This window comes from Vagococcus sp. QWL-13, from assembly GCF_058683555.1.
The window spans coordinates 218,868-245,558 of sequence record NZ_CM178746.1; the positions used below are offsets into that span (position 1 = coordinate 218,868).

Annotated in this window: 28 protein-coding genes and 1 riboswitch; of the genes, 18 read left to right on the plus strand and 10 right to left on the minus strand. The window is 40.7% G+C overall.

The genetic code is table 11. The features are described from left to right. Positions 1 to 38: 38 nt before the first annotated feature. From AC4PHI_RS01135 to AC4PHI_RS01160, 6 genes are all read right to left on the minus strand, one after another. A complete protein-coding gene (locus tag AC4PHI_RS01135; RefSeq protein ID WP_492200497.1) occupies positions 39 to 1,118 on the minus strand; it encodes a GntR family transcriptional regulator in 1,080 nt (359 codons plus the stop codon). Between the two features lie 203 nt (positions 1,119 to 1,321). Beyond that, positions 1,322 to 2,155 (minus strand): undecaprenyl-diphosphate phosphatase, encoded by an 834-nt coding sequence (locus AC4PHI_RS01140; RefSeq protein WP_492200498.1) that lies wholly within the window; start codon positions 2,153 to 2,155, stop codon positions 1,322 to 1,324. A 272-nt stretch (positions 2,156 to 2,427) separates the two neighbouring features. After that, the gene (locus AC4PHI_RS01145) at positions 2,428 to 3,168 is read right to left on the minus strand and encodes an amino acid ABC transporter ATP-binding protein (RefSeq protein WP_492200499.1); all 741 of its coding nucleotides are present in this window, start codon (positions 3,166 to 3,168) and stop codon (positions 2,428 to 2,430) included. A gap of 12 nt (positions 3,169 to 3,180) precedes the next feature. Further along, positions 3,181 to 4,776: an ABC transporter permease subunit gene (locus AC4PHI_RS01150; protein ID WP_492200500.1), complete on the minus strand. Its 1,596-nt coding sequence runs from the start codon at positions 4,774 to 4,776 to the stop codon at positions 3,181 to 3,183. A gap of 84 nt (positions 4,777 to 4,860) precedes the next feature. Then, a riboswitch (Lysine riboswitch) is annotated at positions 4,861 to 5,036 on the minus strand. A 201-nt stretch (positions 5,037 to 5,237) separates the two neighbouring features. Beyond that, positions 5,238 to 5,540, minus strand: coding sequence for a hypothetical protein (locus AC4PHI_RS01155; protein WP_492200501.1), 303 nt, complete (start codon positions 5,538 to 5,540; stop codon positions 5,238 to 5,240). Positions 5,541 to 5,676: 136 nt separating this feature from the next. After that, positions 5,677 to 7,026, minus strand: coding sequence for an FAD-dependent oxidoreductase (locus AC4PHI_RS01160; RefSeq protein WP_492200502.1), 1,350 nt, complete (start codon positions 7,024 to 7,026; stop codon positions 5,677 to 5,679). Between the two features lie 183 nt (positions 7,027 to 7,209). On the opposite strand from AC4PHI_RS01160, the gene AC4PHI_RS01165 reads away from it, so the two are divergent. From AC4PHI_RS01165 to AC4PHI_RS01185, 5 genes are all read left to right on the plus strand, one after another. Beyond that, positions 7,210 to 8,115 carry an EamA family transporter gene (locus AC4PHI_RS01165; protein WP_492200503.1) on the plus strand — a complete coding sequence of 302 codons (906 nt, stop codon included), beginning with the start codon at positions 7,210 to 7,212 and terminating at the stop codon, positions 8,113 to 8,115. Between the two features lie 49 nt (positions 8,116 to 8,164). Then, a complete protein-coding gene (locus AC4PHI_RS01170) occupies positions 8,165 to 8,875 on the plus strand; it encodes an NAD-dependent protein deacylase (protein ID WP_492200504.1) in 711 nt (236 codons plus the stop codon). Between the two features lie 11 nt (positions 8,876 to 8,886). Continuing rightward, positions 8,887 to 9,165, plus strand: a complete 279-nt coding sequence (locus AC4PHI_RS01175) for a chorismate mutase (RefSeq protein WP_492200505.1) — start codon at positions 8,887 to 8,889, stop codon at positions 9,163 to 9,165. A gap of 276 nt (positions 9,166 to 9,441) precedes the next feature. Beyond that, entirely contained in the window at positions 9,442 to 9,576 is a 135-nt protein-coding gene (locus AC4PHI_RS01180) for a hypothetical protein (protein ID WP_492200506.1), read from the plus strand. A 146-nt stretch (positions 9,577 to 9,722) separates the two neighbouring features. Next, positions 9,723 to 10,304 (plus strand): GNAT family N-acetyltransferase, encoded by a 582-nt coding sequence (locus AC4PHI_RS01185; protein WP_492200507.1) that lies wholly within the window; start codon positions 9,723 to 9,725, stop codon positions 10,302 to 10,304. A 69-nt stretch (positions 10,305 to 10,373) separates the two neighbouring features. Here the strand turns inward: AC4PHI_RS01185 and AC4PHI_RS01190 are convergent, their stop codons facing one another. Together AC4PHI_RS01190 and AC4PHI_RS01195 are read right to left on the minus strand one after the other, a co-directional pair. Continuing rightward, on the minus strand, positions 10,374 to 10,799 hold the full coding sequence (locus AC4PHI_RS01190) for an Hsp20/alpha crystallin family protein (protein ID WP_492200508.1): 426 nt from the start codon (positions 10,797 to 10,799) through the stop codon (positions 10,374 to 10,376). 387 nt (positions 10,800 to 11,186) lie between these two features. Continuing rightward, positions 11,187 to 11,666, minus strand: coding sequence for a nucleoside 2-deoxyribosyltransferase (locus AC4PHI_RS01195; protein WP_492200509.1), 480 nt, complete (start codon positions 11,664 to 11,666; stop codon positions 11,187 to 11,189). Positions 11,667 to 11,819: 153 nt separating this feature from the next. Between AC4PHI_RS01195 and AC4PHI_RS01200 the strand changes: the two genes are divergently transcribed. Beyond that, positions 11,820 to 12,941: a 3D domain-containing protein gene (locus AC4PHI_RS01200; protein WP_492200510.1), complete on the plus strand. Its 1,122-nt coding sequence runs from the start codon at positions 11,820 to 11,822 to the stop codon at positions 12,939 to 12,941. Positions 12,942 to 13,014: 73 nt separating this feature from the next. Further along, entirely contained in the window at positions 13,015 to 13,575 is a 561-nt protein-coding gene (locus AC4PHI_RS01205) for a GNAT family N-acetyltransferase (protein ID WP_492200511.1), read from the plus strand. 84 nt (positions 13,576 to 13,659) lie between these two features. Here the strand turns inward: AC4PHI_RS01205 and AC4PHI_RS01210 are convergent, their stop codons facing one another. Beyond that, the gene (locus AC4PHI_RS01210; protein WP_492200512.1) at positions 13,660 to 14,091 is read right to left on the minus strand and encodes a NusG domain II-containing protein; all 432 of its coding nucleotides are present in this window, start codon (positions 14,089 to 14,091) and stop codon (positions 13,660 to 13,662) included. A gap of 351 nt (positions 14,092 to 14,442) precedes the next feature. Beyond that, positions 14,443 to 15,129, minus strand: coding sequence for a DUF2238 domain-containing protein (locus tag AC4PHI_RS01215; RefSeq protein ID WP_492200513.1), 687 nt, complete (start codon positions 15,127 to 15,129; stop codon positions 14,443 to 14,445). Positions 15,130 to 15,294: 165 nt separating this feature from the next. Here AC4PHI_RS01215 and AC4PHI_RS01220 point away from each other — a divergent pair, with 165 nt between their 5' ends. The 11 genes from AC4PHI_RS01220 (at position 15,295) to AC4PHI_RS01270 (ending at position 26,649) form a co-directional block, all read left to right on the plus strand. Beyond that, positions 15,295 to 17,451 (plus strand): HelD family protein, encoded by a 2,157-nt coding sequence (locus AC4PHI_RS01220; RefSeq protein WP_492200514.1) that lies wholly within the window; start codon positions 15,295 to 15,297, stop codon positions 17,449 to 17,451. Between the two features lie 150 nt (positions 17,452 to 17,601). Next, the gene (gene yycF, locus AC4PHI_RS01225) at positions 17,602 to 18,306 is read left to right on the plus strand and encodes a response regulator YycF (protein ID WP_492200515.1); all 705 of its coding nucleotides are present in this window, start codon (positions 17,602 to 17,604) and stop codon (positions 18,304 to 18,306) included. A gap of 12 nt (positions 18,307 to 18,318) precedes the next feature. Continuing rightward, the gene (walK, locus tag AC4PHI_RS01230) at positions 18,319 to 20,142 is read left to right on the plus strand and encodes a cell wall metabolism sensor histidine kinase WalK (protein ID WP_492200516.1); all 1,824 of its coding nucleotides are present in this window, start codon (positions 18,319 to 18,321) and stop codon (positions 20,140 to 20,142) included. Further along, positions 20,139 to 21,446 (plus strand): YycH family regulatory protein, encoded by a 1,308-nt coding sequence (locus AC4PHI_RS01235; RefSeq protein ID WP_492200517.1) that lies wholly within the window; start codon positions 20,139 to 20,141, stop codon positions 21,444 to 21,446. The genes walK and AC4PHI_RS01235 overlap by 4 nt, the downstream gene beginning before the upstream one ends. Continuing rightward, a complete protein-coding gene (locus tag AC4PHI_RS01240) occupies positions 21,446 to 22,279 on the plus strand; it encodes a two-component system regulatory protein YycI (protein WP_492200518.1) in 834 nt (277 codons plus the stop codon). Before AC4PHI_RS01235 ends, AC4PHI_RS01240 begins: the two co-directional genes overlap by 1 nt. A gap of 38 nt (positions 22,280 to 22,317) precedes the next feature. Continuing rightward, positions 22,318 to 23,127, plus strand: coding sequence for an MBL fold metallo-hydrolase (locus AC4PHI_RS01245; RefSeq protein ID WP_492200519.1), 810 nt, complete (start codon positions 22,318 to 22,320; stop codon positions 23,125 to 23,127). Between the two features lie 215 nt (positions 23,128 to 23,342). Beyond that, positions 23,343 to 23,975: a helix-turn-helix domain-containing protein gene (locus tag AC4PHI_RS01250; protein ID WP_492200520.1), complete on the plus strand. Its 633-nt coding sequence runs from the start codon at positions 23,343 to 23,345 to the stop codon at positions 23,973 to 23,975. Between the two features lie 154 nt (positions 23,976 to 24,129). Beyond that, complete coding sequence (locus AC4PHI_RS01255) at positions 24,130 to 24,597, plus strand: MarR family winged helix-turn-helix transcriptional regulator (RefSeq protein WP_492200521.1); 468 nt, start codon at positions 24,130 to 24,132, stop codon at positions 24,595 to 24,597. A gap of 2 nt (positions 24,598 to 24,599) precedes the next feature. Further along, on the plus strand, positions 24,600 to 25,538 hold the full coding sequence (locus AC4PHI_RS01260; RefSeq protein ID WP_492200522.1) for a ring-cleaving dioxygenase: 939 nt from the start codon (positions 24,600 to 24,602) through the stop codon (positions 25,536 to 25,538). A gap of 167 nt (positions 25,539 to 25,705) precedes the next feature. Continuing rightward, positions 25,706 to 25,984, plus strand: a complete 279-nt coding sequence (locus tag AC4PHI_RS01265) for a GNAT family N-acetyltransferase (protein ID WP_492200523.1) — start codon at positions 25,706 to 25,708, stop codon at positions 25,982 to 25,984. Between the two features lie 356 nt (positions 25,985 to 26,340). Beyond that, on the plus strand, positions 26,341 to 26,649 hold the full coding sequence (locus AC4PHI_RS01270) for a hypothetical protein (protein ID WP_492200524.1): 309 nt from the start codon (positions 26,341 to 26,343) through the stop codon (positions 26,647 to 26,649). The last annotated feature ends 42 nt before the right edge of the window (positions 26,650 to 26,691 follow it).

The window sequence follows — 26,691 nt, forward strand, 5'->3', positions numbered from 1 at the left end:
TATATGTCCGTACATGTCAATTTTTTATATGTTTTTGTTCAGACTAATTTACGGGTGGAGTCTCGTACAATAATCTTTGGGGAATACGTTTTATTTTCCAAAGGTTTTTGCTGTTCGATTTTTTTAATCATAGCTTGTGCAGCTTCAGCCCCCAATTGTTCTTTTGGATGGGAAACAGTCGTCAGGGCGATTTCTCCGGCTGTGCTCAAGAAGGAGTCGTCATTTCCAGTCAGAGAAAAATCTTTAGGAATAGTAAATCCGCTCCGAATCAGCTGTTGGCTCAGCTGATTCGCAATTTCGTCATTGTAACAAACGATACCTGTGACCGAGATGCACTGTCTATTTAAATCTGCCAAGATGGTTTCTATCACTTGCTGTTTCGTCTCTGTTGTATAGGTGTAAATGCAATTTGATTCAAATAACTGGTTTGCCTCTGTGTGGGCATTGATAAATCCTTTCATCCGTAGCTTACCTTGCAGATCATCGATTTTTGTAATCATAGCCAGCTTTTTGTGCCCCTGATCAATCAAATGTTTAGTAGCCAAATAACCAGAAGCCACATCATCTACTACGAGAAAAGGAAAATCCAGTTCTTCATAATAAGCATTAATCATCAGTACTGGAATCTCTCTTTCTTTTAGTGATACATAGTAAGAAAGGTTAGGATTGTATTCATTGCTTTTAGTCGGCTCAACAATCAGTCCTGACACACCTTGATGCATCATCATCTCCAGACATCTTCTTTCTGTGGACAAATCATTGTTTGTACTTGCCAACAAAAGACCATAATTATTTTCCCTTAGTTCTTGCTCAATCCCACGAATGATGGAGGGGAAAATATAATCTGACAGGTAGGTGGTAATGACACCGATTTTTTTTTGTGCGCCGTTTAAGGTCTGGAGGGCAGGCATTTGGACGTAGGTCCCTGAGCCTTTCTCTGCTTTCAGATGTCCTTCATTTACCAACAGGGCAATCGCCTGTCTGACGGTATGGCGGCTGACGTTGAAATCTTTTTGAAGTTGTGTTTCCGGCGGGATAACATCGCCGACATTATATTCTTTTGCTAATATTTTTGAACGAATTTCATCCGCAATCAATTGGTATTTGGCTTTTGCCATGATAATTCACCTTTATTCTGTATGTTTACAGAAAATTATAGATTAAATGTCCGTACAAGTCAAAAAGATATCAGATGAAGTCGTGTGAGCTATCAATATCTAAAATTAGAATCAGAAATTATGGCGAATAACACTGACATAAAATCATATCGGCAGGATAGAAAAAACTATCTATTCCTTTCCAGAACAGATAGTTTTTCTTTTTACATAAACAATCCCCAGTAACCAATCAAAATAGCACCTAAGATAATCCGATACCAGCCGAAAGGTTTGAAATCGTTGGTTTTGATAAAATTCATCAAAAACTTGATAGCTATGATGGAAACAATAAAGGCTACGAAAGAACCTACCAACAAGAAGGTCAGTTCTCCTTCTATGAAATTTCCTCCTGCCTTAAAAAACTTGAGAAGCTTGTAACCGCTAGCTCCGAACATCACGGGAATACTGAGGAAGAATGAAAATTCCGCTGCTACATAACGGGAGGTTCCAATAAGCAGTGCTCCGATGATGGTGGCTCCCGAGCGGGAAGTTCCGGGCATTAATGACAACACCTGGAACAATCCGATGATAATAGCGGTCTGATAAGTAAATGTTTTAAAGCTGGTGATTTTTGGTTCACGATTTTTATTGAAGTTTTCCACAATGATGAATAAGACACCGTATAAAATCAACATGATGGCAATCGGTAAAAATTTGTGGAAATGTTCATCAAACCAGTCATCAAAAAGCAGTCCCAAAACACCGGCAGGGATACACCCGACAATAACTTTAAACCATAAATCCCATGTGTCTTTTTTTTCTGCAGTTGTTTTTTTAGGAGAAAAAGGGTTCAACTTGTGGAAATATAGAATAACTACCGCGAGAATCGCTCCCAACTGGACCACCACATTAAACATTTCGATAAATTCGGGCCGGGCATCCAGTTGCATAAATTCCTGCACTAAAATCAAATGTCCGGTACTGCTGATAGGCAGCCATTCGGTCACCCCTTCGACTACACCTAAAATAATTGCTTTAATTAGTTCATACCAATTCATATTAAGATCCTTTCAGTTACTGACATTAAAAAACTTTCTGCCCATTAGTATACCTATTTTTTCAAAAAAAACAATTTGAATTTGAGATTTTAACTAGAACTTAAAATTCAATAAAAAGTGAAAATCAAGTAATTTTATGAAGTTATCCACATAAAATTGTTAACAACTTTATGATTTTGTTAATAACTCTTAGAAACAAAGGGATAAAGCTAAAAAAAAGTGGACAACTTTCCACAAAGTTATCCACATTGTCCACAAGATGGGTATAAGTATCAATGTTGTTCTAAAATCCGTTTTAAAAATTCTTTTGTCCGTAATTCTTTAGGATGGTTAAAAATGTTCTCCGGCGTATTTTCTTCTGCAATCACGCCTTGGTCCATAAAAACAACCCGGTCGGAGACATCTTTGGCAAATCCCATTTCGTGAGTGACGACGACCATCGTCAGACCTTCTGCTGCCAACTCGCGAATAGTTTTCAAAACTTCACCTACCATTTCAGGGTCTAAGGCAGAAGTGGGTTCATCAAAAAGCAGGCAGTCCGGATTCATCGAGAGTGCTCGTGCGATAGCGACCCGCTGTTTTTGTCCGCCTGACAGTTGTTTAGGGCTGGCGTTTTGGAATTCTCCCATGCCTACTTTACGAAGATTTTCCATTGCGATTTTTTCTGCTTCTTTTTGCGATCGTTTCAAGACTTGGACTTGCCCAATCACACAATTTTGCAAAGCATTTTTATTTTCGAACAAATTAAACTGTTGAAAAACCATCCCCAGATGTGTGCGTAATTGAGAAAGTGAGCAGTCTTCCGACATAACACTTTCTCCTTTAAATAAAATATCACCGCTGGTAGGTTCTTCCAACATATTGATACAGCGTAGAAGTGTGGACTTGCCCGAGCCCGATGAGCCGATGACTGTCACAACTTCTCCTTTATGAATGGTTAAATTGACACCTTTTAAAATATGGTTTTCACCAAAATTTTTATGCAGATCTTTTATCTCAATCATTTTCTCCATCAAAAATCCCTCCTAGTCAGTGGTTTTTGGCTTTTGAACTTGCATCTGATTTCCATAGGGTTCGTAATGACCGGGACCGTCCAGCTTTTTCTCAATACGACGCAAGATTTGGGTCACAGCGAAGGTCATGACAAAATATATGACACAAACGACAGAGAAAGTTTCGAAAAATCTAAAGTTTGCCCCAGAAACGGTTTTTGCCTGGAAAAACAATTCTGAAACGGCAATCACGTTCAAAACAGAAGTATCTTTGATGTTGATGACAAATTCATTGCCTGTCGCCGGTAAAATATTACGGATGACTTGGGGAACAACAATGTGCCGCATCGTTTGAAAGTGGGTCATCCCGATGGCTTGTGCCGCTTCAAACTGCCCCTTATCCACAGCAAAAATTCCGCCGCGGACGATTTCAGTCATATAAGCGCCCGTATTGATTGACACGATAAAAATTGCAGCAATTGTACGATTGATATTGATACCGAATGCTTGTGCCACACCATAGTAGATGACCATTGACTGTACGATCATCGGTGTTCCGCGGAAGATTTCGATATACACAGAGAATAAAGCATTCAGAAAGTTGAATATCCCTCTTTTACCAGCTTTTTTAGGGGTTGGAATCGTTCTGAACATCCCGATAGCCATCCCAATCGCTGTGCCTAAAATCGTTCCGATTAGTGAGATAAGCAAAGTCATTCCGGCTCCCCGTACGAACATCACGCCGTTTTCTTCCACGATTTTTTTGACCCAAAAGAAAAACCCTCCGGTAGCCTCGTCCTCGGCTCCGGGTTGTTGCCCAATTGCAGTAGCCATGATTTCTTCCCGTTGTTCTCTGGAAATATTTCCCAAAATCTCATTAATCGGTTCAGTCAGCGGGCTTCCTTTTCTTAATCCTATGGCAACAGTCGAATCGGCTTCCGACAGTTCGAAACCTTTCCCTTCAGCAAATTGCACCATGACGAAATTTGGATTGATTTTTTTCGCGGTGATTCCTTCAACATTTTCAGACACGTAACCATCAATGACTCCAGACTCCAGTGCTACGCGCATGGCCGGAAAATCATCCATGGCTAATTCTTTTTGCACACCGGGAATTTGGTCGATGGCATCGTAATGGAGAGTCCCCAGCTGACCGGTGATTTTGGCACCTTCAAAGTCGGCTAGTGATCTGGCTTCTTCAAAGGGAGAGCCTTTTTTTACCATCATCACAAGTTCTGCATGGTGATAGGCTTCTGAAAAATCAATGGCTTTCTTCCGTTCGGCAGTCGGGGACATCCCCGCAACAATAGCATCAATTTTCCCTGAAGTCAGTGCAGGAGCCAAGCCGTCCCAAGATATTTTCACGATGACCAGTTCTTTTCCTAAACCATCGGCGACTTTTTTTGCGATTTCAACGTCATATCCACCCGCATACTCTTTTTGTCCGTCAATGGGTACAGCATTATTTTTATCTGTTTGCTGGGTCCAGTTAAACGGGGGGTATCCGGCTTCCATTCCTACTCTAAACACAGCTTCATCGCTATTTTCTGCTGACGCACTGCTGGTGCTCCAAGTCACAGCAGAAAAAATCAGCAGGAAAGCACACAACCATTTCATTCTTTTTTTCATTTGTTTCCTCCTATGGATAATATTGATAAAAAAAGACCTCGTGAATTTCACGAGGTCTCGGATTGCACAAATTTTCCTCCGCTTGACGAAAATAGCGCAACTTAGTCTTCACAGACTAAGACAGTCCAGCAGTTGTTCGCTGCTGTCCCAACACTTACCAGAGAGGCTGGTAAGCATTTCGGCGACTTTCCCTCTACTTAGTGTCTTCGTTCCCTCAAACTCGACCAAGCTTCTTGATTATCGCGACCTCTACCTCATCATGAGGCAATTTAATTGTTTCTATAATAGCCTAGAAAATTGACTGCGTCAAGTCCAGCTGGAAACAATGGAAGGGATTATCGGATGCGTTTAAAAACGGAATGATTTGTGAAATTCGCAAATGATTAACATGTGGATGAAATATGTGATAAAACTTAGATAAAAACAAAAACCCTGCCAGCAAACTTCCGGCAGGGTTGATTTTATGAGTGTGCTACTTGTGGTTTTTTGACTCGACCCAAGATGGCTTGAATCACTGACAGGCCTCCGTTGGCAATCATCAGTGCCCGGATAGCAGAACTGTATAATGTGATATCGAAATCCCAAGTTTTATAAACGACTAGAATAATTGCTAGAAAAACAATTACCAGAAGATTAAAGAAGGCAAAAGCCCACAGGTTACCATTTTCTTTTCTTGCAAGGTAAAACAATGAGAATCCGATACTAAGGATGACCCAAGCAAGACTGACAAAAATGCTGAACCAATAAATTAAAAATGCCACCATTTTTCTCGCTCCCTTTCATTTTTATCTTGGACAATCATACCATTTTAACGTGAAAAAGTCATGCAATATTTGTTATTTTGACTTGGGTAGAAAAAAACCGAGGCAGAGTCTGCCTCGGTTTGAATCTTGCTTAAGTTTATCTTTCCTGCTGGAGTGCTTTTAATCCAGCCATGTTTAACAGGTTCCAAGGTGTATCAAATTCAGGTTGGAAGAAGAAATCCGCATAAGCCAGTTCTTCAATGGTGAATTTCGTTTGTATAGCAATAGAAATCGCATTGATATTCGCAGTCAAATCCTGTTTGGATAAAATTTGTGCCCCTAGAATTTCCAATGTCTGAGGATCGTAAACTAATTTGAACATGACCCGTTCCTTCATTTTTTCTGGAATAAAGTCCATTAAAGTATCTTGATCCAACAGAACTGATTTGATGTCAATGTTTAATTTTTCTGCCATTTGGTCATTTAACCCAGTTGAAGCAAATTTATAATCAAAAACTCTTAAAGCAGACGATCCCTGAACTCCAGGAAATGGTGCGACAGGTTCGATCAGGTTTTTGACAGCATAGCGGCCTTGGCGTCTGGCGTTTGTGGCAAGAGAAATATTGACCTCGGTCTTGCCGGGATTGTACTGGATTAGCGTGGCATCTCCAATCGCAAAGACATCCGGCTGGCTGGTCTGCATATAGCGGTCTGTTTTGATCATTCCGTTAGGATGCAAATCAACAGCATCTTTCAGCCATCGAGTATTAGGACGGACACCAGCAGACATGACGACTAAATCGGCAGGATATTCTCCTTTGTCAGTAATGACCGACGCAACTTTTCCTTCACCGGTAAAGCTTGTCACAGATTCTCTCATTGCTAAATGAACGCCGTTTTCTTCCATTTCTTTTTCAAGAACATCGGTAAAGTCTTTATCCAGATAGACACCAAGCGGACGGGGAATGATATCGATTACCGTCACATGTTTGCCTGCCAAAGCGAAAGCCTCAGCAGCCTCGATACCGATATACCCGGCACCGATTACGACCACATTTTTGATTTCCGGATCAACGGAGAGCAATCTTAAATCAATGGTATCCTGACGGCCGCGCATAGTTTTGATGTTGCCTAAATCATTTCCCGGAACAGGAAGAATAAATGGATCAGCCCCCGGACTTAAAATGATTTTATCATAAGACTCTACTCGCTCTTCGCCAGTCAAATGATCAAGCACCCGTACTTGATGTTTGTCAGCTTCCAGTTTAGTGATTTCTTGGTTTACGAAAACGTGGACCCCACGTTTTTCCATCTCTTCGGCAGTCATGTAACGTATTGAATTAACGTCAGTGACTACTCCTTCGAGATACATTTGAGTCCCTCAACCCATAAATGAGATGAAGTCGCCTTTTTCATACCACTGAATTTCAGCATCTGGATGAGTCAGCAATAATTCTTCAACTGCTTCATAGCCGCCGTGGGAAGAACCTAAAACGATGACTTTCATGAAAATTACCTCCTATAATTATTTTTATACATCTCCATTATAACGAATAACCTTTGAAATAAGCAAAGATTAGCCTGTGTCTTTGCTTTAAAAAAAGGAGGCTGGGAAGTAAAACGTCATTGACGATTATAAAAAATTACGGTACTTTATGTAAGGACGATAATTGAAAGGTTGGGGATGTTTATGTGGTTTATACCTGCGATGATCTCAGTTTTGGCTTGGGGGACCGCCGATCTGTTTTATAAAAAAGGAAATCACCCTTCGGAAAAATACAGCGCTTTGCGAACTGTAGTCATGGTAGGCGGAGTCATGGGGCTTCACGCAATCGGCTACATGATTTTTAAAGGTGTGGCATTTGATTGGATGAATTTGATTAAGTACCTGCCTGTGTCGTTTATGTATATCCTATCAATGACAATCGGCTATGTGGGCCTGCGCTATATCGAGTTATCGATAGCCTCGCCTATCAGCAATTCATCAGGGGCGGTTTCAGCACTGCTGTCATTTTTTCTGTTGGGCAGTTCCATGAAGAAAATTCAGTTTCTTGCAGTAGCGATGATTTCAGTCGGGATTTTCTTGCTGTCTTATTTTGAAAAACAAGAAGCAGACCGTCAATTAGCCAGAGAAGGAGCAATCATAGATAAAAAATACCGGAAAAGTGCAGTGGCGATTATTTTTCCGATTTTATATTGTGTCATCGACGGCCTAGGGACTTTTTTAGATGGTTATTATTTGGAGACAAAGAAAATCATGTCTGAAGATCAGGCACTAATCGCCTATGAATTGACTTTTTTAATTGTAGGAGTAGCTTGCTGGCTCTATGTTCGGATGATAGGCAAGGAAGCCATTGCTTTACGTCAGGAAAAAAATCGTCTGCTTGCTGCAGGTTTTGAAACTTTGGGACAATTTTTTTATGTGGGAGCGATTGCCAGCAATGCTATTGTGGTGGCACCGCTGATATCTTCTTACAGTATCGTGTCAGTCATCTGGTCACGGATTTTTTTGAAAGAAAAATTAACGGTGAAACAGTACCTAGTAATTGCGCTGATTATGGCGGCCATTGCTATCCTTGGATTTTACGACGGCTAAGGGACCAGAGGCAGGTGTTCTTGTGATATACTGTCCTTGGGTGATAAAAATGGAAAAAGAAATGAAAAAAGGATTACAGTTGATTGCAGACAGTGAGCAGCTTGTTTTTATGACAGGGGCCGGAGTATCTGTTCCGTCAGGGATTCCAGACTATCGTTCTTTAGGCGGTGTTTACAGCGGCATCGACCATCCGGAATATCTCCTGAGTCATACCTGTTTGGATAAAGAGCCAGATAAATTTTATGAATTTACAAAACTGCTGTACCATCCGCAAGCTGAACCCAATGTGATTCACCGCAAGATGGCAGAACTGGAAAAAGTAAAAAAAGACTGTACTGTAATCACGCAAAATATCGACCAGCTCCATGACAAAGCCGGCAGTAAAAATGTCCTGCATTTCCACGGCAGTTTATATGATGTGTATTGCCGTAAATGTCGTCAGCCGGTGCCGGTGGAAGAATATTTAAATTCTGATAAACATGAGGGTTGTGGCGGACAATTGCGGCCAAATGTTGTTTTGTATGAAGAACTGTTGAATGAAGGCATCATCAAGCAGTCTGTCGAAAAAATCATGGCGGCAGACACGATTGTCATCGTGGGAACAAGTCTTAAGGTTTACCCGTTTGCGGGCATGATTCAGTATAAAAATTCTGACAGCCGTGTGATTTTGGTCAATAAAGAATCAGTGCTGATGAGTGACAACGATGTCCAAGTGTTGGGAGATGCAGCAGATTTTTTTGAAAAAGTACTTATTGAGTAGGAGTCGGGAAAATGGAAAAATTAGAAGTGCAAAGAAAGAAAATTGATGATATTGATCGGGAAATCGTTCATTTATTAGAAGAACGATTAAAAGTGGTGGAAGAAGTTGCCCGGATAAAAAAAGAGCAGAATATAGCAGTGCTGGATACTGCCCGTGAGCAGAAGGTTCTGGAGAAAGTTGCCCAGTACGTTGAGGATGCTAAGTATCAGAAAATCATTCAGGAAACCTATCAATCTTTGATGGATATTTCTAAAGACTATCAAAAAATGAAATTAGAGGATAAAACTTAGAACACCCCATCATGAAAATATTAGGAAAAGCTCCCCCATGTAACTACGTTGGTAGTTATCATGGGGATTTTTTTAAAAGATAGAAGTATTGGTTCCTAAACCTGACAACTTTGTAAGATTGTTGTCAGATAAATCCATGGCATCCGTCTTTAAAACACTTTATACTGAAGAGTAAGGTTGCGAAGTTGGGGCAGTCCCGCTATTTTCGGCGCAACTTGCTTTATTCACAGTAAGCAGAGGTTGTTCCTGACGTTCAGGACAAAAGGGGTGTTGACGGTGGCTGTGAGGGAAATGTTGTTGGTGATTTTTACGATTGTTTTTTCCAGTATTCTGATTTATGGAATTGAGCGGTTGTTTTCCATTTTTGTAAAGTCGCGGGACAAACGTGATTGGAAAGAAGATAAACATTAAAAAAATTTGAGACAACTTTTCGTTTATTGAAAAGTTGTTTTTGATTTCAGCGCGAATCACTGCCCAACTGTTAGAAAAAGCTGTTCTTGTAGGGGCAAGACTTAAATGATACACTAAAACATACTACATTAGAGGAGGCGGTTTAGATGAGCGAAGAAAAAGAGCCGGTGTTGGAACTGATTTTAGCAGAACACTTGTATATGGAGACGGACCGTTTACTATTACGTCCTATCAGCTTGGAAGATGCGGAAGATATGTACCGCTACGCCTCTGATGAAGAGGTATCAAAATTTATTTTCGAGACCCACCGATCCCTTCAAGAGACAAGAGAAACGATCGCCAGTTATTTTCTTCCGAAACCTTTAGGGAATTATGGAATCATTTGTAAGGAGACTGGCCGACTGATTGGTGCGGCTGGCATCAATAATTTAGATAAAAACAATAAAAAAGCCGAAATTGGCTATGCGCTGGCACAAGATTTTTGGGGGCAAGGCATCATGCCGGAAGCGGCTTCGAAAATTTTATGGCTGATTTTTGAGAAATTAAATCTGAATGTTGTCTATGCTATCCATGATTTGGACAATCCTAAATCAGGACGTGTCATGGAAAAAATCGGCATGAAAAAGATAGGGATTTTCCCTCAATATGTGATGATTAAGGGCAAGCCCAGCGACGCCGTCTTTTATGCCATTACAAAAGAAGAATATTTTAAAAATCAAGAGAACTGATCGTGTCAAGGACCATAAAAAACCAGTGCAGCGTTGAAACGCTGCACTGGTTTTAAACTTTTAGAAATTTTAGTCTATCAGAATGTTGGAATCGCTGCTGGTCTTTTCTTCTTTTGGAAGTTTTATCGTCAATTCTCCGTTTTTGTATTTTGCAGTAATCTCATTTTGTTTGACGTTAGGCAGACGGAAACTTCTATTAAAGGAGCCATAGTGTCTTTCGCTGCGAATAACACTGCCCTTTTCGTCTTTTTCCTCCGTAGAAACTTCACGTTTACCTTTAACAAACAGGGTGTCATCCTTGAAATCTATTTTTATGTCTTTTTTGTTCAAGCCAGGCATATCGATGTTTACAGTATACTCATCATCTGTTTCAGAAATATCTGTTTTCATCACTGAGTCGCCTGCGAAGGATCTAAAAAAATTTTTCCCAAAGTTGCCAAAAAAATCGTCCGGAATGAAGTCATCAAAGTCACGTTTCATTAAGTTGTGTACCATAATAAATCATCTCTCCTTGAATTTTTTTCCTTCAATATAATTGTAGTACCTAAAAGCATTCTTTTCAAATAATAACCCTTATCTGTCAATGTTTGCGACAGAGATTGCTTTATCCGTTTCTGAAAGTACTGGTTGAACAGAAGACAAAAAAATCTCTTCCAATCCCAGATTGGAAGAGAAAAGGAGATTTTATTTACTTTGGAGGAGTAAATAATGAAAAGTTTTGTTAGGGTTGTTTATTGGTATGTCTATAATATAAACGCTAAATGTGAACAAACTATGAAGAAGCTAACATATAATAGTGAAATTTTCTTTAATGAATGGTAAAGAAATAATCACTGACTTAAAAATGCTGTCTCATTTCACAACAATTAAAATTTTGTCATGTTACAAATATGTGTCAATTTTATCTAACCAGTCCTCTTCTGTTGCTACAACAAACCCATTCAACTTGACAAGACCAATCGTATAGAGATTGGCGTAGGGAAATTGTGATTCAGCCACGTCTTTCAAGGCTTCCAGCTTTTCTTGGTTATCTGCGCCCTGCTGACGGCTGTCAGAGAACAACCCGATGATGGGAATACCGGCTTGATAGGCAATGCCAATTTCAGAAGCGACTCCCACATCGATGACGGGACCGTCTAAAACAGCTGCCATCAGTTTTGAAGACAGCAAGGCGTTGGTGTCATAAAGGGCGATTTGTTTTGAATCAGCGTATAAGCTTTTATCGTTGATATCACCTTGTTCTTGCGGAACATAAAAGGTTTCAGCGGGGAATCTATCTCTTAACTTGGTAACCAGATAGTTATTGTATTGTTTTTCCATATTTGAGAATAAGGGTGCGGCATAATAAATTTGAGTTGACATTTTATCTTACTCCTTTAAAATTAATGCTATGTGCTTTTAAGATTACACCATTTCGTAATATAATGTAAAGAATTTGTCATACACTTGGGGCTTTAAATGAGTATAATAATATGAGTGAAAGTATCGGTAAAACGAGAAAGGTGTTGTAAACAGTTGGGAGTCAAGAAGAAAGTATTACTATTTTCAGCCTTTGTTCTACTGCTGGGGATTTTTCCGATTTCGGCTGCGGCTGATTCTGTGTCGGAATTGAAATCAAAAGAATCCGCGGCAAAAGAAAGTGCAGAACAAATCGAGTCTGAAATTAATACAGTAGTTGCTGAAATCAACGGCAAGTATGAAGATCTTGCTAAATTGGAGGAAGAACTGAATACTTCCAAGACAACGATACAAGCAACAGAAAAAGAGATCGAACAAATTAAAATAAGTATTGGCAAACGTAAAGAATTGGCTGCCGAGAGATTACAGGAGCTGCAGCTGAACAGCTCGGCGACAGGGTCACTTCAAGCAGTTTTAGAGTCGGAAAATATTTCGGATTTTATCACACGGATGTTCGCCATGAGAGTGTTGCAAAATGCAGGGAATTCAAAAATCGAAAGTCTTTATGAAGATCAAGAAAGACTGGAAGTTTTGGAACAAAGTCTCGTAAGCACTCAAAAAGAGCTGGAAGAACAGCAGGCGGCTGTCTCCTTGGAAAAAGAAAGCTTAGATGCACAGGTAGCAGGCTTAAAAGAAAAATATGACGCCAACGCGGCATCATTGCAGCAATTGGTTGCTGAGCGGGTCCAAAAAGAGGAAGCGCAGCGTGCACAAAAAGAAAAAGAGAAGGCACAGATGCAGCAAGTGGCTGTGAATAAAAATCCGCAAAATACTGTTGTGCCTCCTTCATCTTCAACTACCGGGTCTGGAACTCCGAATTCTGATCAAGCGTCAGGCGGCGACTCCGTAATAGCACCACCGGCTCCTGAGCAAAATGCACCTCAAGAAAATACAGGCGGCAATACGCTTGGACAGGCAACAGCCTATATTGCTACAGGGAACAACACAGCTACCGGAACAGTGCCTACGCCTTTTAGAACGATTGCGGTTGATCCGGGTGTGATTCCATTAGGCTCTTTGGTAAGGATTGATGTGCCAAGCATGCCTCAATACAGCGGTGTTTACCGGGCAGAAGATACTGGCGGTGCAGTCCGGGGGAATATCATTGATATTTTCATGGGCAGTAAAGAAGAAGCCACTCAGTTTGGCCGACGTACAATTTATTTTTCAATCTTATAAACTCTTAAAAGAACTAGTTTGCTAGTTCTTTTTTTTGATGTTAAACTGGTAAATTGTAAGGAGTGTTAAATAAATGATCAGACGTGCTGAAAAAAAGGATATAGAAAGTGTTTTGCCGCTGCTTTTGGTAATTTTAAAAGATATGGAATTAGATTTCTTGCTTAAATATGGTGAGGAAACAACGCTGGAAGTTTTGCGACAAGGCTATCTTTCAGAAGGCTTTCGCTATTATTACAAGAGAGCCATTGTGGCGGTGGTAAATGAAGAAGTAGTTGGTGCGGCTTTCGGTTATTTGAACACGGAAGAAAGCGTGATTGATGCACCTTTAAAAAATATTTTTGCTCGTATGGGCATTGATTCCGATGAGAAAATGTTTGTCGATAAGGAAGCAGGGGAAAATCAGTGGTATCTGGACAGTATCGCTGTCAGAGCGGATCAGCGGGGCAACGGTATCGGCGGGAAGCTCTTGGCAGCTTTGCCGACATTTATTGATACATCAGAAAATATTGGTTTGAATGTAGACAAAGCCAATCCAAAGGCGAAAAAATTATACCAGAGATTTGGTTTTGTGAAGGCAGGGGAAATGATGATCAGCGGACACAGCTATGACCATATGCTGAGAGAGCTGGATTAAAGTTATTAAAGTAAAACAAAGCGGGGCTTGTTAAAAAGCCCGCTGTGTTTCTTTTTTGCAGTATGATTTCTGTTGACAGAATGCTCAATAAGAAATAATCATGTCATCTTCATCTGCCGAGACACCTTTTACTTCAATCATCAGGCGGTGAGGCAGACAAATGCTGACCTGCCCGGGTTTTTCAATCCAGCTGGTTTTGACCGCAATCTGGTCGGGACTGTTGTCTTCCTTCACCCGGATTTTTGTTCCCTTGACTTCGATGATGTTGTACTTATCATCTCCGGGATAATACGTTTTCTCTTTATGAGCTGTTTTTTTAGACAGAATGAATTGATCCACTTCTTTGCCGTCAATCGTGACGATAGCTAAAGTTTCGTTGCGTTTGAAGGTTTGGCTGTTATTGGATACGGCAAACACAGCATAGGGTGCAAAGGAAAGCACGACCAAGGCAACAATCAGTATGCCGTCCATATATTTAAATTGTTTTTTTAATTCGTTGATGAGCTTCCAAGACATGACAGACACTCCTTCGATGAAATAACAAGTGTTATTATACTATCATTTTGTTCAGATTAACAGTTGGATGCATTTGGCGAATTATTTGTGTCCTAGGCATTTGATTTTCGGAAAGGATTGTCAGTTGGCAGAAAAACGTGAGAGGACGAATGGTCTGAGTAGAGATAAATCTATAGAACTGGTTGAATTTGTCCTGCGTATGAGGAGACGATTGGCCGAGAAAGCGAGAAGAAAATATAAAAGGTTGACCCTAAAGTCTCAAAATAGAGAAAATCCCGTGACATCCCTTTTCTAACACAGTGATGTCATGGGATTTTTAATTGAAATTTTTTTCTATTTCAGATTAGAAAATTATTTATGAGTCTGCTTCTTTTTGCTCATTACCTTTCTAAATGAAATGATTTCAATCCAACGGGGTTCTTTTTTTAACTTGAAGTAAGCATAAAGTGAAAACAGAAATGCCCCCAAAGCATTGGTAAACAGATCTCCCATGGTATCCATCAGTGCCTGACTTCCTTTAAAGTTGATGCCGGTGCTGGTTGCGAAGCGCTGCATATTCATGCCAAGAAGTCTGTCAAAACTAAACTCGTAAAATTCCCAGAAGACACCCATCGCCAAAGCAAAACAAAAACCAAATAGCACGATAAATAAAGGAGACATGGTGATCATTGCTTCTTTTTTGAAAAAGAGGCTGAGTAGTGCCAGTCCTAGCGCGACCAATAATGCTGCACTCCAGCAATGGAGAAATTTATCCCAAAGCTTGATTTTATCATAATAGTGAAAGCCGGTCCCAATAAAGACCGCAAAGTAAATGAACGCCCAATAAAGAATTTTTAAGGGATTAGGTATCGTGTAGCCGATGAATTTAGCTAAAAGTTCAGGAAGCAACAACAGGCCGACGCCTAAAAGCATTTCGAAAGCCAAGAATAGTCTGGCAGATTGTTTAACTCCCGTTAATTGAAAACTTTGAAAGAGAAAGAGCAGTGTGATAGCCAAGCCTATGATGACAAGCGACGTCAGCAAATAATTTTTTTTCATTTAAAAACCCCTTTAATAATGTTTCATTCTTCTATTTTATCATAAAACGACCTTTATTTGTCGTTTGCCCCCTCTCTCTGACAAAAAATAAAAAATCTGAAAAGTTGACTTTTTCATAAACTATGCGTAAAATTATTTGTCATGAATAACACTAGGAGGAGTTTCGTGGGAAATAAAAAAGAATGGCAGGCAGAGCAGGCGTACTTGACTTTTGTTTACGACAAACTACTGGAAACCCAAAAGCAAGTGACTGCTGAAGCCGAAGATACGAATGAAAGCTCCAAACAATTTGTTCAAGAGTTATCAAGTGATTTGCGCATGAGTTCCGACTCTGTCTCAGATAGTTTTGAATCACTAATCGAAGTGGAACAAAAGAATCAGGAACTGGCTCAAATCAACTACAAAAGAGAGTGGTTGGAAAAACAAAAACACAACTTATCCCAATTGTTGAGCACTCCTTACTTTGCTAAAATTGATGTTTTGTATCCGGATGAAGCAGAAATAGAAAAATTTTATATCGGAGTGGCGGGCTTCAGTGACGAAAAACATCATCAGTATATCTACGATTGGCGCTCTCCTATTGCCAACCTTTATTATGAAAATAATCTAGGACAGACAAGCTACGAAGCACCTATGGGCAATATCCCGGTAGATTTAAAAAACCGCCGGCAGTTGAAAGTTGAAAAAGATCAGCTGATTGATTTTTTTGATACTTCCACAGCAATCGAAGATCCGATGCTGCTGCAAGTATTAAATGAGGAGTCAAGCGCCAAGCTTCAAGACATCACTAGCACGATTCAGCGGGAGCAAAATGAAATTATCCGCGACACCCAAAGTCCTGTTCTGTTAATCGAAGGGATTGCCGGCAGTGGTAAAACCTCGACGATTTTACAAAGGATTGCTTTTTTGCTGTACAGATTTAGGGAGAACTTGCTGCCGGAGCAAGTGCTGCTGCTTTCGCCGAACCCTATGTTCAGCAAGTATATCGAGGAAGTCCTCCCTAGTCTGGGAGAAAAAAATCCTAGACAAATGACTTACCGGGATTTGATAAAAAATCAGGGGCGCATGTTGCCAGTAGATTCGTTGGAAGATCAGCTGAAAAGAAAAGGTTACACCAGCAGCTTGGCGAAGATGAAAGACATCGAAAAACATGTGGCACAGCTTAAAGTGGAAGGGTTGATTTTGCGGGATATTACCCATGATGGAAAGGTGCTTATTTCTAAACAGTGGATTTTTGATGAATTGTCTATGCTGCCTCAAGGAACAGAAGTGTACCGTCAACTGGAGTTTATCCGTGAGAAGATGACAGACCGTCTGCAGGCATATATCACCAATGAAAGCCGTAAAGATTACTGGCGTGACGAAGTACAAAGTTTGTCCAATGAAGAGTATCAACAACTTTTCCCACGAGGCATGAAGGGGAAAGAAGAAGTGAACATCGAAAAAATTGCCTACCGGATATTAACGAGACGGCATCAGAAAACCCGCAGCCGAATCAACCGCTTTGACTGGCTGGATATGGAAGGGCACTATGAACAGGCGACAGGACAAAAATTACAGCCGCCTTTATCCTTGGACCAAGGGACAGAATTTGCTTATTTGAATTATCTGATGTTGCGTAAACGAGATGAACGCCGTGTAAAATATATGATTATTGATGAAGTGCAGGACTACAGCGACACACAATTGTACTTTCTGGCTCAGATTTTTCATCAGGCTCACTTTACACTGGTAGGGGACGGCTTCCAGTCGATTTTTGAGCAGGGGACAACTTTTGAGAAAGTGAAAAATATTTTTGAAACTGTAGGACTTGAAGTTACTTTCCGGGAATTAAAAAAATCCTATCGCTCCAGCGGTCCTATCAGCCAGTTTATGAAAAATTTGGCAGGAGGAGAAAAAAGCGGTATTGAAGTGGTCAATCGTCCCGGAAAAGAAGTAGAGACGCAAAAATTTGCAGATGAAGAAAGTTATCTGCATCACTTGAATCAGCTTATTGCAGAACGGCCCGCCTCTTACCGCCAGGCGATTTTGACGAAAGACAGCGAAACAGCGGTAAGTTTATTTAAAAAGCTGGATCGGGTCAACGAGAGCCGTCTCGTAGCTGACGGCGGCAGTATGAGTTTTTCCATGAAAACATTAATCATGCCGGTGTATTTGGCCAAAGGACTGGAGTTTGACCGGGTGATAGTGCACAATGTATCTGAAATGAGCTATCAGACTCCCTTGGACTTGAATATTTTGTATACTGCAAGTTCCCGGGCCATGCACGAACTATACTTGCCCTATATAGGCAAACCTTCTTTGTTTCTCAGTAGCTTATAACAGGGCTGTCCGTTTGGGAACTCCCAGACGGACAGCTGTTTTTTGCAAAAAATAAAAAAGTGAATGGCGCCATTTAATGGAAAGGTTTTATATTTTGCTGAAATAGGGTATAATAACTTAGACGTCCTTTGATATGAGGAGGAAACTATCATGAAAAAGATTTTAGTTGTAGACGATGAAAAACCGATTTCCGATATTGTGAAATTTAATCTATCCAAAGAAGGATATGAGGTCTTTACAGCCTACGATGGTGAAGAAGCAATTGCAAAAGTTGAAGAAGTAGAACCTGATTTGGTTTTACTGGATTTGATGCTGCCTAAGATTGATGGACTGGAAGTATGTCGTGAAGTTAGAAAAAAATACGACATGCCGATTATTATGGTAACTGCAAAGGACTCGGAAATTGATAAAGTTTTAGGATTGGAATTAGGTGCAGACGACTATGTGACTAAGCCGTTTTCCAATCGGGAATTAGTGGCAAGAGTGAAGGCTAATTTGAGACGTCAAGGAACAGCAAGTACAAAAGTACAAGAAGAAGAAACCAATGAGCTGGAAGTTGGGGATTTGACGATCCATCCTGATGCCTACATCGTGTCAAAACGCGGTGAAAAGATTGAGTTGACCCACCGTGAGTTTGAACTGCTGCATTATTTAGCGAAACATTTGGGTCAGGTAATGACTCGGGAACATTTGCTTCAGACGGTTTGGGGTTACGATTATTTTGGCGATGTACGTACAGTAGATGTGACAGTGCGCCGTCTGCGTGAAAAAATCGAAGACAGCCCGAGCCACCCGGCATGGCTGATCACTCGCCGCGGGGTAGGATATTATTTAAGAAACCCTGAGCAAGATTAGGAGAAGGGAACAATGAGGAAAAGAATAAAATTTTTCCAATCTGTTCATTTTAAAATAGCCATGGTGTTTGCTCTGCTGCTGCTTGTTTCAGTAGAGATCATCGGGGCTATTTTTATTCGTGAACTGGAAAGCTCCACAATCAGTACCTTTAAAGAGAATGTGGACAGTCAGGTAGAGCAGTTGGCATCTAATTTGAGCAATGAGTTGTCTGCCAGCAAAGACGAGCAGGACGACAGTAATTTAAAACGTCTAGTCAATGAGTTTTCCCGGAACGACATTCTGGAAGTGCGTGTCGTCGATGATAAAGGTATCGTGCGTGCCACTAGCGAAGTCGCCAAGCAAAACGATATCGGCAAGAAAAATGAGTTCGGCAGTCTGAATGATTTTGAGGCCAAGGGAGAAGAACGCAAAGACCCGGAGACCGGCAAGCGCGTGTATCAGAAAAATCAGCAGATTTATTCAGCAGCAGGCACTTCGGTGATTGGTGCAATCTATGTGACCAGCAATTTGGAAAGCCAGTATCAGCAAGTCAGCGAGATTGCGTTCATATTTTTTTCAGCCTCGATGATTGCTATGGGAATTTCTCTGGTTATTGCCCTGCTTGTGGCGCGGACGATTACCAAACCGATTGGCGAAATGCAGCAGCAGGCGATGAAAATAGCCCAAGGAGTCTACTCCGGAAAAGTAGAGGTTTATGGACAGGATGAGTTAGGGCAGCTTGGGGAAACGTTTAACGAGCTCTCCGACCGTGTGGAAGAAGCCCGGGAGACTCTTGAAGCGGAACGCCACAGGCTGGACAGCGTGCTGTCCCATATGACCGATGGTGTGGTGGCGACAGACCGCCGCGGAAAAGTAGTTATTATCAACGAGATGGCACAATTGCTGTTGGAAAAAACGAACGAAGAAGCTATCGGTTTATCGATTTTAGAATTGTTGAACATCAAAGAAGATTATTCTTTGCGTCAATTGTTGGAAGAACACAACGAGAAATTGATTGATGTGATGAATGATCAAAATGAACTGACCATCTTGAAAGTGGACTTTGCGATGATCCGCCGGGAATCGGGTTTCATCAGCGGACTGGTTTGTGTGCTGCACGACGTGACGGAGCAGGAGAAAAATGAACAGGAACGACGGGAATTTGTTTCCAATGTATCCCACGAACTCCGGACACCACTGACAAGCATGCGCAGTTATTTAGAAGCTTTAGCCGATGGTGCCTGGGAAAATCCGGAAGTCGCACCGAAGTTTATCAATGTGAGCTTGGAAGAAACGGACCGGATGATCCGAATGATTTCAGATTTGCTCGAACTATCCCGTATGGACAGCAAGAGCCAGCCTCTCCAAAAGGAGCTGGTCAACTTGAACGAAATGTTCAATTTTGTCATCGAGCGTTTTGAGATGTTGATTACAAGCAACAATATGAACTATAAAATCCGTAAAGAGTTTACGCGCCGGACGATTTGGGTGGAAGTAGATTCTGATAAGATGATACAAGTGCTGGACAATATCATGAATAATGCCATTAAATATTCTCCTGACGGCGGCGAAATTATTTGCAGCCTGCTGGAAACCCATAACAATGTGATCATCAGTATTGCTGATCAGGGGATGGGAATTCCGAAACGGGATTTGAAACGTGTCTTTGACCGTTTCTTCCGTGTGGACAAGGCTCGCTCCCGTTCGCTGGGCGGATCGGGGCTGGGGTTGGCGATTTCTCGTGATGTGATACAAAACCATGGAGGAAGCATTTGGGTAGAAAGTGAAGAGTCAAAAGGTTCGGTCTTCTATATCTCTCTTCCATATGTACCGGTAGAGGAGGATCTTTGGGAATGAAGCTAAAAGATAAAGTTGTCAGATTGTTGCTGGTTGCTATGATTCTGCTGAGTTTAATTTTATCTTTGCGGATCTGGACTCATTCAAGTGATGAACAAGCGAGGACGGCGGAAACAGAAGGCATCGACAGGTTACAAGTCCTGCCGGCCAACCGGGTGTTTGTCCCTTTGAATCTGGTGTATCATACGAAAAGTGGAGAGATACTTTCTACTAATCGCGAAAGTGTTATTCAGGGTGTGACAGAAGAGTGTTTAAAATTGAACGTGGATAATGTGGCAGAGCTGCCCATATCCTCAAGAGATGCCTATTTGGAGTATTTGCAGCAAACAGAGACTGTAGAGCTGGTTTTTTCTAATACTATCCCACTCGATTATTATTTGGCGATTAATGACAGCCATATCGGCGGAGAATTTGATGACAGCGTGATGGTAAACCGAATTTTAATCAATTACGGGCGAAAAAAAATGTCCTTTTTGGACGATAGACAGGAAAAAATCTATGCAGCAGACTTTAAAGGCAACACTGCCGAATTGGAAAAACTTGTGAAGGACAAAGATAATCGTTACACTGCGGCAGAATTGGAAGAACAAGCCGACCCGATTTTTTATAGTTATTTAGGAGAAGTGAAACTAAAGAAATATAGTTATATTTTGGAAATTCAGTCTTATACGATGTTTTCAAAAATGTTTTTCAGCAGTACGGAAGATGTTTTTTCTTCAGACAACGCCAATAAGGATGTACGCCTGATTACTAATTCAGGGCAAAAGCTGACGGTTTCTTACGCCACTGGGGAAATTCTTTTCACCGATCCGCAAGTTGTGTCTCAAGAACTTGCAGTCAAAGAAAATAATAATTTCCATGAGCAGACTTTCCGTTATATCGAAAAAATGGGAAAGACAGCAGACGGGGTCCGGTATTTTGATAAGACCGGTGCAAAGATAACTTATCGAAGGTTTGTAGAGGGTTACCCGATTTTCAGCGATTACTACCGGGGAAGGATAGAAATAACTGCCAATCAAAGCGGGGTCAAGCTTTTGACAAATCAAAACATCGTACAAGTACCGATTCCTTCAGATGAAGAAGTTTCCTTGCCCCCAACGAAGGAAATAATCCGGCAATTAAGGGAAGCAGGCATGAAAAACGAAGACATCCAAAACATTCAAGTGGGTTATTCTTGGAAAATCAATCCAGACAACAAACAAATCGTCGACCTGGAGCCTGAATGGTATGTAAAATACCATGATGAGTGGCACAAAGTATCCGATACTTTGGAGCTTTTGGAAAAGCAAGGAGGACAGCTGTAATGGATTTTAAACGAATCGAGCTGATTTTTTTATGCACGTTTTTAACCTTGAACATTTTCCTGCTGTATACTTTTTTTCAAGGGAAAACCGAGTCTGTCGCCTCTAATGGGATAAATAGTATGCAAAACATCGAGGCCCGGTTGTCAGAGGAAAAAATAAAATACGATCATACGTTTTCCAAGGAAATCCGGGAAGCTTACTACTTGAGTGCCACTCCGACGGATTTTTACGCATTGGATTCTCCTCTTACTTCCGGGGCTAAAATCATTGACCGCAACGTAATCAGTAAAGATATCAGTGCACGGCAAACGGTTATTTTTGATGAGGAGAATGCAGCAGCAGAAGCAGAACACTTTATCCATAAGGGCAATCAAGTTGCTTTTGGTGAGGATTATGAGTATCATGGAAATCTAGTGACAGATAAAAATAGTTTTTATTTTTCCCAAGAATACAAAGGCATTCCTTTTTATGATGAGACTAGCGCCTTGATTTTGAATGTGGAGACAGAAGAGGGCGGGAATTACCAACTGCTGGACTATACTCAGACCCATGTTTCCAATGTGGAAGAATTACGGGAAAAACAGTCGGTCATTACGGAACGGGATGCCATCGTTACCCTGTACTTGAGTAATAAAATACCGAGCGGTGCATCCATCGAAAAGTCGGCGTTGGTCTACACGCGTATCTATGCAGTCAAAGGGAAGCATGTCTATGTGCCTGCCTGGTATGTGTGGGTGAATACGAACGGCAGCAACACAGGCCAGCTGGAGAAAGTCAATGCTTTTTCCAACACGATTATCACAACAACGGTTTCGGATTTGAAAAAAGAGTAGTATAATAGCAATGACAATAGAGGAAGCGGTGTACGAAAGTGAGTAAAGAAGCAGCTTTTCATGTGAGTGTACTGGCCAGCGGCAGTACAGGGAACTCTTTATACATTGAAACAGAGCAGAAAAAAATCTTGGTGGATGCAGGCTTGAGCGGGAAAAAAATCACCAGTCTGATGGCTGAAGTTGATCGGTTGCCCCAAGACCTTGATGCCATATTAGTGACCCATGAACATACAGATCATATCAAAGGTGTGGGTGTGTTGTCGCGGAAATATGGTATTGACGTTTATGCCAATGAACCTACATGGACGGCTATGTCTAAAAATGTGGGGAAAATTGCTGAGGAACACCGCCATATTTTTTCTATGGGCTCCGTGCTGACTTTGGGAGATGTGTCCATCGAAAGCTTCGGGGTGTCGCATGATGCCGTTGCGCCGCAATTTTATCAGTTTCATAAAAATAATAAATCCTTTGCGATTTTAACTGATACAGGTTATTGCAACGACCGTATCCGGGGCACGATAAGAAATGCTGACGGTTATGTGATTGAAAGCAATCACGATTTGGAAATGCTGCGGATGGGCAGCTACCCATGGAGTTTGAAGCAGAGAATTTTAGGTGATACCGGGCACTTGTCAAATGAAGACGGGGCCTTGGTAATGACTGACTTGATTGGAAATAAGACCAGAAAAGTTTTTCTGGGACATTTAAGCCGTGAAAATAATATCAAAGAGCTGGCTCATATGACAATGCAGCATGTGTTGAATCAGCATGATATCGACACAATCAACGGGGTATGTTTATACGATACAGACCCGGATTATGCGACAGAATTGTTTGCCATCGGCTGATCAACTAACAAAAACGACCTGAAAAAGACAGGTCGTTTTTTTGAACCGGAAAAAGTAATCCGGGATTTATTTTTTGAAAATGGCTCTATCCGTTGATACAACAAGATGACAGGAAACTTAGCAAAGAAATTTCCCTGAAAATAGTAGATGACAGTTATCTCATCTAGTATGCTGAGGTAGGTTCCTATAAGATGACAAGTGAAAGGAAGATAGCAATGGAATTTGGTGAAAGATTGAAACAAGCTCGGATGACTTTGGGGGTGACACAGGAAAGGGTGGCAGCAGATTTACACGTTTCCCGCCAAACGATTTCAAGTTGGGAAAACGAACGGAGTTATCCTGATATACACGCTTTGATTCAACTAAGCGATTACTATCGACTTTCGTTAGATATCTTATTAAAGGAGGATAACGGTATGGTAGAAGAAATCAAAAGGAAAGAAGAATTGGCAAAGGTCAACAGAATTTGGATACTTTCATATGCTATCAATCTTGTGCTGACGGGACTGATACTTATGAGTTCATTTATCAAATCAGAAAATTTCAGTATGGGTACAGGGATACAAGTCATTTTGGTTTTAGTAATGGTGTTGAACATGACACTCCTGCTGATGGTGACTTTTGAGAAAAACAAATTACAAACGTCAGATAAAAATATTTTGGAAACAAAATCTAAAATAGTCAAAGGACTGCTCTTCTTGGCAGCGCTGATTTCAGTCGCTGGAATTGTTTTGATCAAGTCAAATTCTCATCAAGGTTATCACGTTTTTGGACTCGGAATGGGAATGCTGGCAGGTGGTTTGCTTTTTATGGGGATAAAAAGATTTTTAATCAGCCGCAATAATTAATTGACACTTGATGTTTTAGAAAATGGGAAATATCACAGAAACAGCTTGCCTCTGCACAAGAGAGGGAGCTGTTTTTTCTTACACCAGTATTTATTGCTAAAAGCAGAAGAATTGTTTTTTTGTCGATTGACATGTAAACTGATGGTAGAAATATGTGAAAGGGCTGATTGATGTGAAGGTTTCCCGTTTAGGTATTGTTGTCTGGCTGAGATTATTGCGATTTGTAAACCGCAGCAACAGCCTGTCTAATGAATACTTAGCGCAATATAATTTATCTATTGCCAAGTTTGATGTCTTGAATCAAATCTATGCCGCAGGTGCATTGACACAAAGAGAACTGGCGGAAAAGTTAATGATTACTCAAGGGGGGATTTCCCGCATGCTGGCCCGTTTAGAAAAAGAAGGGTACATTCAACGGCAAGTCGACTGGAAAACAAAAACAATCACATTGACTGAAGCTGGGGAGGATTTGATGAAGATTGTCCTGCCAAAACAAGAAGCATTTTTATCTTCAATGTTTGAAGAGGCGCTAACCAAGGAAGAGTTAAAAGAATTCAGCCGGATGCTAAACAAAGTTTATGAGGTGAGTCTCAAAAGGAAAGTTAGAGAGGAGAAGTATTAACGATGAAAATTTTGGGACACCATCATGTTTCGATACACACAAAAGATATCAAAAAAATTGATGATTTTTATCGTGATATTTTAGGGTTTCGCAGGGTGAAAAAAACTGTTAATCAGGAAGATATCAGTATGTATCATCTTTTTTATGGGGACAAGGTGGGAACTGCCGGGACAGAGATGACTTTTTTCGATATTCCTCAATTAGGAACCACCTATCGCGGAACGAATGCTATCAGCCATGTAGGCTTGCTGGTTCCCGCCGATGACAGTCTCAAGTTTTGGAAAAAGCGGTTCGAAAAACGTGAGGTGTTTCACCATCAGCTGACTACTATTCATGGGCGCAAGGCTTTATATTTTGAAGACCCGGACCGTCTGCAAATTTATTTGTATAGTAATGAGGGATACGATACTAATCCGGCTTGGAATTGGGATTTTCCGTCAGATATCCCGGTTGAGCACCGTCTGCTTGGTTTAGGGCCGATTATCCTGTCTGTCAGAGATTTGGAAAAAAGCCGGGAAATATTATTAAACGTGCTAGGTTTTCAGGAAATCGCTGTTGGTGAAAATGAAACCGTCTTTCGAACGTCTCCAAACGCAGCTTATGGTGAAATTGTTTTGCGGGAATTGCCGGGGGAGCGGGAAAAGTCTGGTCGGGGTGCTGTTCATCACGTGGCACTCAATGTAAAAGATAAAAAAGATCTGGAAACTTACGCAGAACTTTTGCGGGCAAAAGGCATCCGTCACAGCGGCATTGTAGATCGATTTTATTTTTCCAGTTTGTATTTTAGGGATCCAAACAGCATTTTGTATGAACTAGCAACGGAAGGTCCTGGTTTCACGATAGACTCTTCGGTTGAGACTTTAGGACAGAAGCTGGATCTTCCCCCATTTTTAGCAGACAAACGAAATGACATTGAAAATAAATTAAGGCCGATTCCTTAAAGCGGGTTGACTTGATATTTATCTAAGATTTTTTAAAGAAATAGTATTTGTTGTCTGCCTGAGTATTTTGCGTTAAAATAACAGTGCTGTACCAGAAAAAACACTGCCATGCAGTTGAGTAGTAAGGCAGGAGTGTTTACTCTAATAAATCAGGAAGAGGCGAAAATATGAAAGTGATTGATGAGAAGGCTCGTGTCGCATTCGTGGATGATGAAGGAAAATTGATTGGAGAAATCACCTTTCAGCTGCAAGGAGCAGACACATTGGTTCTGGATCATACGGGAGTTGAGCCGCAATACCGGGGGCAAGGGATTGCAGGGCAATTGATGGATTTAGCGGTAGAAAAAGCTCGCAGAGAGGGCAAGGAAATATTGCCGCTGTGTTCTTACGCGGTGAAAGCATTTGAAAAGAACCCTGATTATGGGGATGTTTTGAAGGAATCTTAATAGTATTTTAAAAAATCTCAAAGGTGACCGGAAATTCGAAATCCGGTCACCTTTGAGGTTTTATTTTTTTATGTGATGGTAGTGTTGCGCTTTGTTTGGGATTTTTTTATTTAAAGCACCCTTTCGTGACAAATATAGTATATAGAGAAGCAGATAATATTAAAAAAAGTGGATGAATAAGCCACGTATTTTTAACTATGATGAATGGCTAATGGCGTGCCCTGTTATATAAAGTGGCTAAAAAGTTTATTTCTACACCTAAATCGAATATTTCGAGTGAGATTGAATGATTGCATGGTATAATGTAGGTAAGTTAAATTCAAAATTTTAAAACTTATTTTCAAGGAGGGGGTTGAATGGAGACAAAAAAAGTATCTCTATTTTCACTGCTTATTTTTTTAATGGCTGTCATTTGCTCTTTTCCTCTTTTTTACTTTATGTCACCTTCTCACACGCTGCAATCAGAAACTGTGACTAAATACTTTAGTTTTGTTCGTTTGCTTTTAATAGGCGGGAATTTTTTGTCCCTCTTTTTATCCATTTCTTTATTTAGGAGAGTTAGAAATAAAATAGTTTTGATTCCTCTTATATTTTCTTCGGCCATCTTACTTTATTTTGGCGGGCTCTTGCTACTGGGCTGGTTGATATTCGGACATGGCCCTTAACAAACTATCAGCAGATAAAAATAGACATAAAAAAGTTCTCCA

Excerpts from the sequence above, each read along its gene's own strand:
- AC4PHI_RS01155 (WP_492200501.1), bottom strand. The coding sequence starts at position 5,540 with ATGGTGGCATTTTTAATTTATTGGTTCAGCATTTTTGTCAGTCTTGCT.
- AC4PHI_RS01150 (WP_492200500.1), bottom strand. The coding sequence starts at position 4,776 with ATGAAAAAAAGAATGAAATGGTTGTGTGCTTTCCTGCTGATTTTTTCT.
- AC4PHI_RS01190 (WP_492200508.1), bottom strand. The coding sequence starts at position 10,799 with ATGGTACACAACTTAATGAAACGTGACTTTGATGACTTCATTCCGGAC.
- AC4PHI_RS01265 (WP_492200523.1), top strand. The coding sequence starts at position 25,706 with ATGAAAGTGATTGATGAGAAGGCTCGTGTCGCATTCGTGGATGATGAA.
- AC4PHI_RS01215 (WP_492200513.1), bottom strand. The coding sequence starts at position 15,129 with ATGAAAAAAAATTATTTGCTGACGTCGCTTGTCATCATAGGCTTGGCT.
- AC4PHI_RS01185 (WP_492200507.1), top strand. The coding sequence starts at position 9,723 with ATGAGCGAAGAAAAAGAGCCGGTGTTGGAACTGATTTTAGCAGAACAC.
- AC4PHI_RS01235 (WP_492200517.1), top strand. The coding sequence starts at position 20,139 with ATGAAGCTAAAAGATAAAGTTGTCAGATTGTTGCTGGTTGCTATGATT.
- AC4PHI_RS01210 (WP_492200512.1), bottom strand. The coding sequence starts at position 14,091 with ATGTCTTGGAAGCTCATCAACGAATTAAAAAAACAATTTAAATATATG.
- AC4PHI_RS01170 (WP_492200504.1), top strand. The coding sequence starts at position 8,165 with ATGGAAAAAGAAATGAAAAAAGGATTACAGTTGATTGCAGACAGTGAG.
- AC4PHI_RS01240 (WP_492200518.1), top strand. The coding sequence starts at position 21,446 with ATGGATTTTAAACGAATCGAGCTGATTTTTTTATGCACGTTTTTAACC.
- AC4PHI_RS01270 (WP_492200524.1), top strand. The coding sequence starts at position 26,341 with ATGGAGACAAAAAAAGTATCTCTATTTTCACTGCTTATTTTTTTAATG.
- yycF (WP_492200515.1), top strand. The coding sequence starts at position 17,602 with ATGAAAAAGATTTTAGTTGTAGACGATGAAAAACCGATTTCCGATATT.
- AC4PHI_RS01165 (WP_492200503.1), top strand. The coding sequence starts at position 7,210 with ATGTGGTTTATACCTGCGATGATCTCAGTTTTGGCTTGGGGGACCGCC.
- AC4PHI_RS01250 (WP_492200520.1), top strand. The coding sequence starts at position 23,343 with ATGGAATTTGGTGAAAGATTGAAACAAGCTCGGATGACTTTGGGGGTG.
- AC4PHI_RS01145 (WP_492200499.1), bottom strand. The coding sequence starts at position 3,168 with ATGGAGAAAATGATTGAGATAAAAGATCTGCATAAAAATTTTGGTGAA.
- AC4PHI_RS01205 (WP_492200511.1), top strand. The coding sequence starts at position 13,015 with ATGATCAGACGTGCTGAAAAAAAGGATATAGAAAGTGTTTTGCCGCTG.
- AC4PHI_RS01135 (WP_492200497.1), bottom strand. The coding sequence starts at position 1,118 with ATGGCAAAAGCCAAATACCAATTGATTGCGGATGAAATTCGTTCAAAA.
- AC4PHI_RS01260 (WP_492200522.1), top strand. The coding sequence starts at position 24,600 with ATGAAAATTTTGGGACACCATCATGTTTCGATACACACAAAAGATATC.
- AC4PHI_RS01175 (WP_492200505.1), top strand. The coding sequence starts at position 8,887 with ATGGAAAAATTAGAAGTGCAAAGAAAGAAAATTGATGATATTGATCGG.
- AC4PHI_RS01140 (WP_492200498.1), bottom strand. The coding sequence starts at position 2,155 with ATGAATTGGTATGAACTAATTAAAGCAATTATTTTAGGTGTAGTCGAA.
- walK (WP_492200516.1), top strand. The coding sequence starts at position 18,319 with ATGAGGAAAAGAATAAAATTTTTCCAATCTGTTCATTTTAAAATAGCC.
- AC4PHI_RS01195 (WP_492200509.1), bottom strand. The coding sequence starts at position 11,666 with ATGTCAACTCAAATTTATTATGCCGCACCCTTATTCTCAAATATGGAA.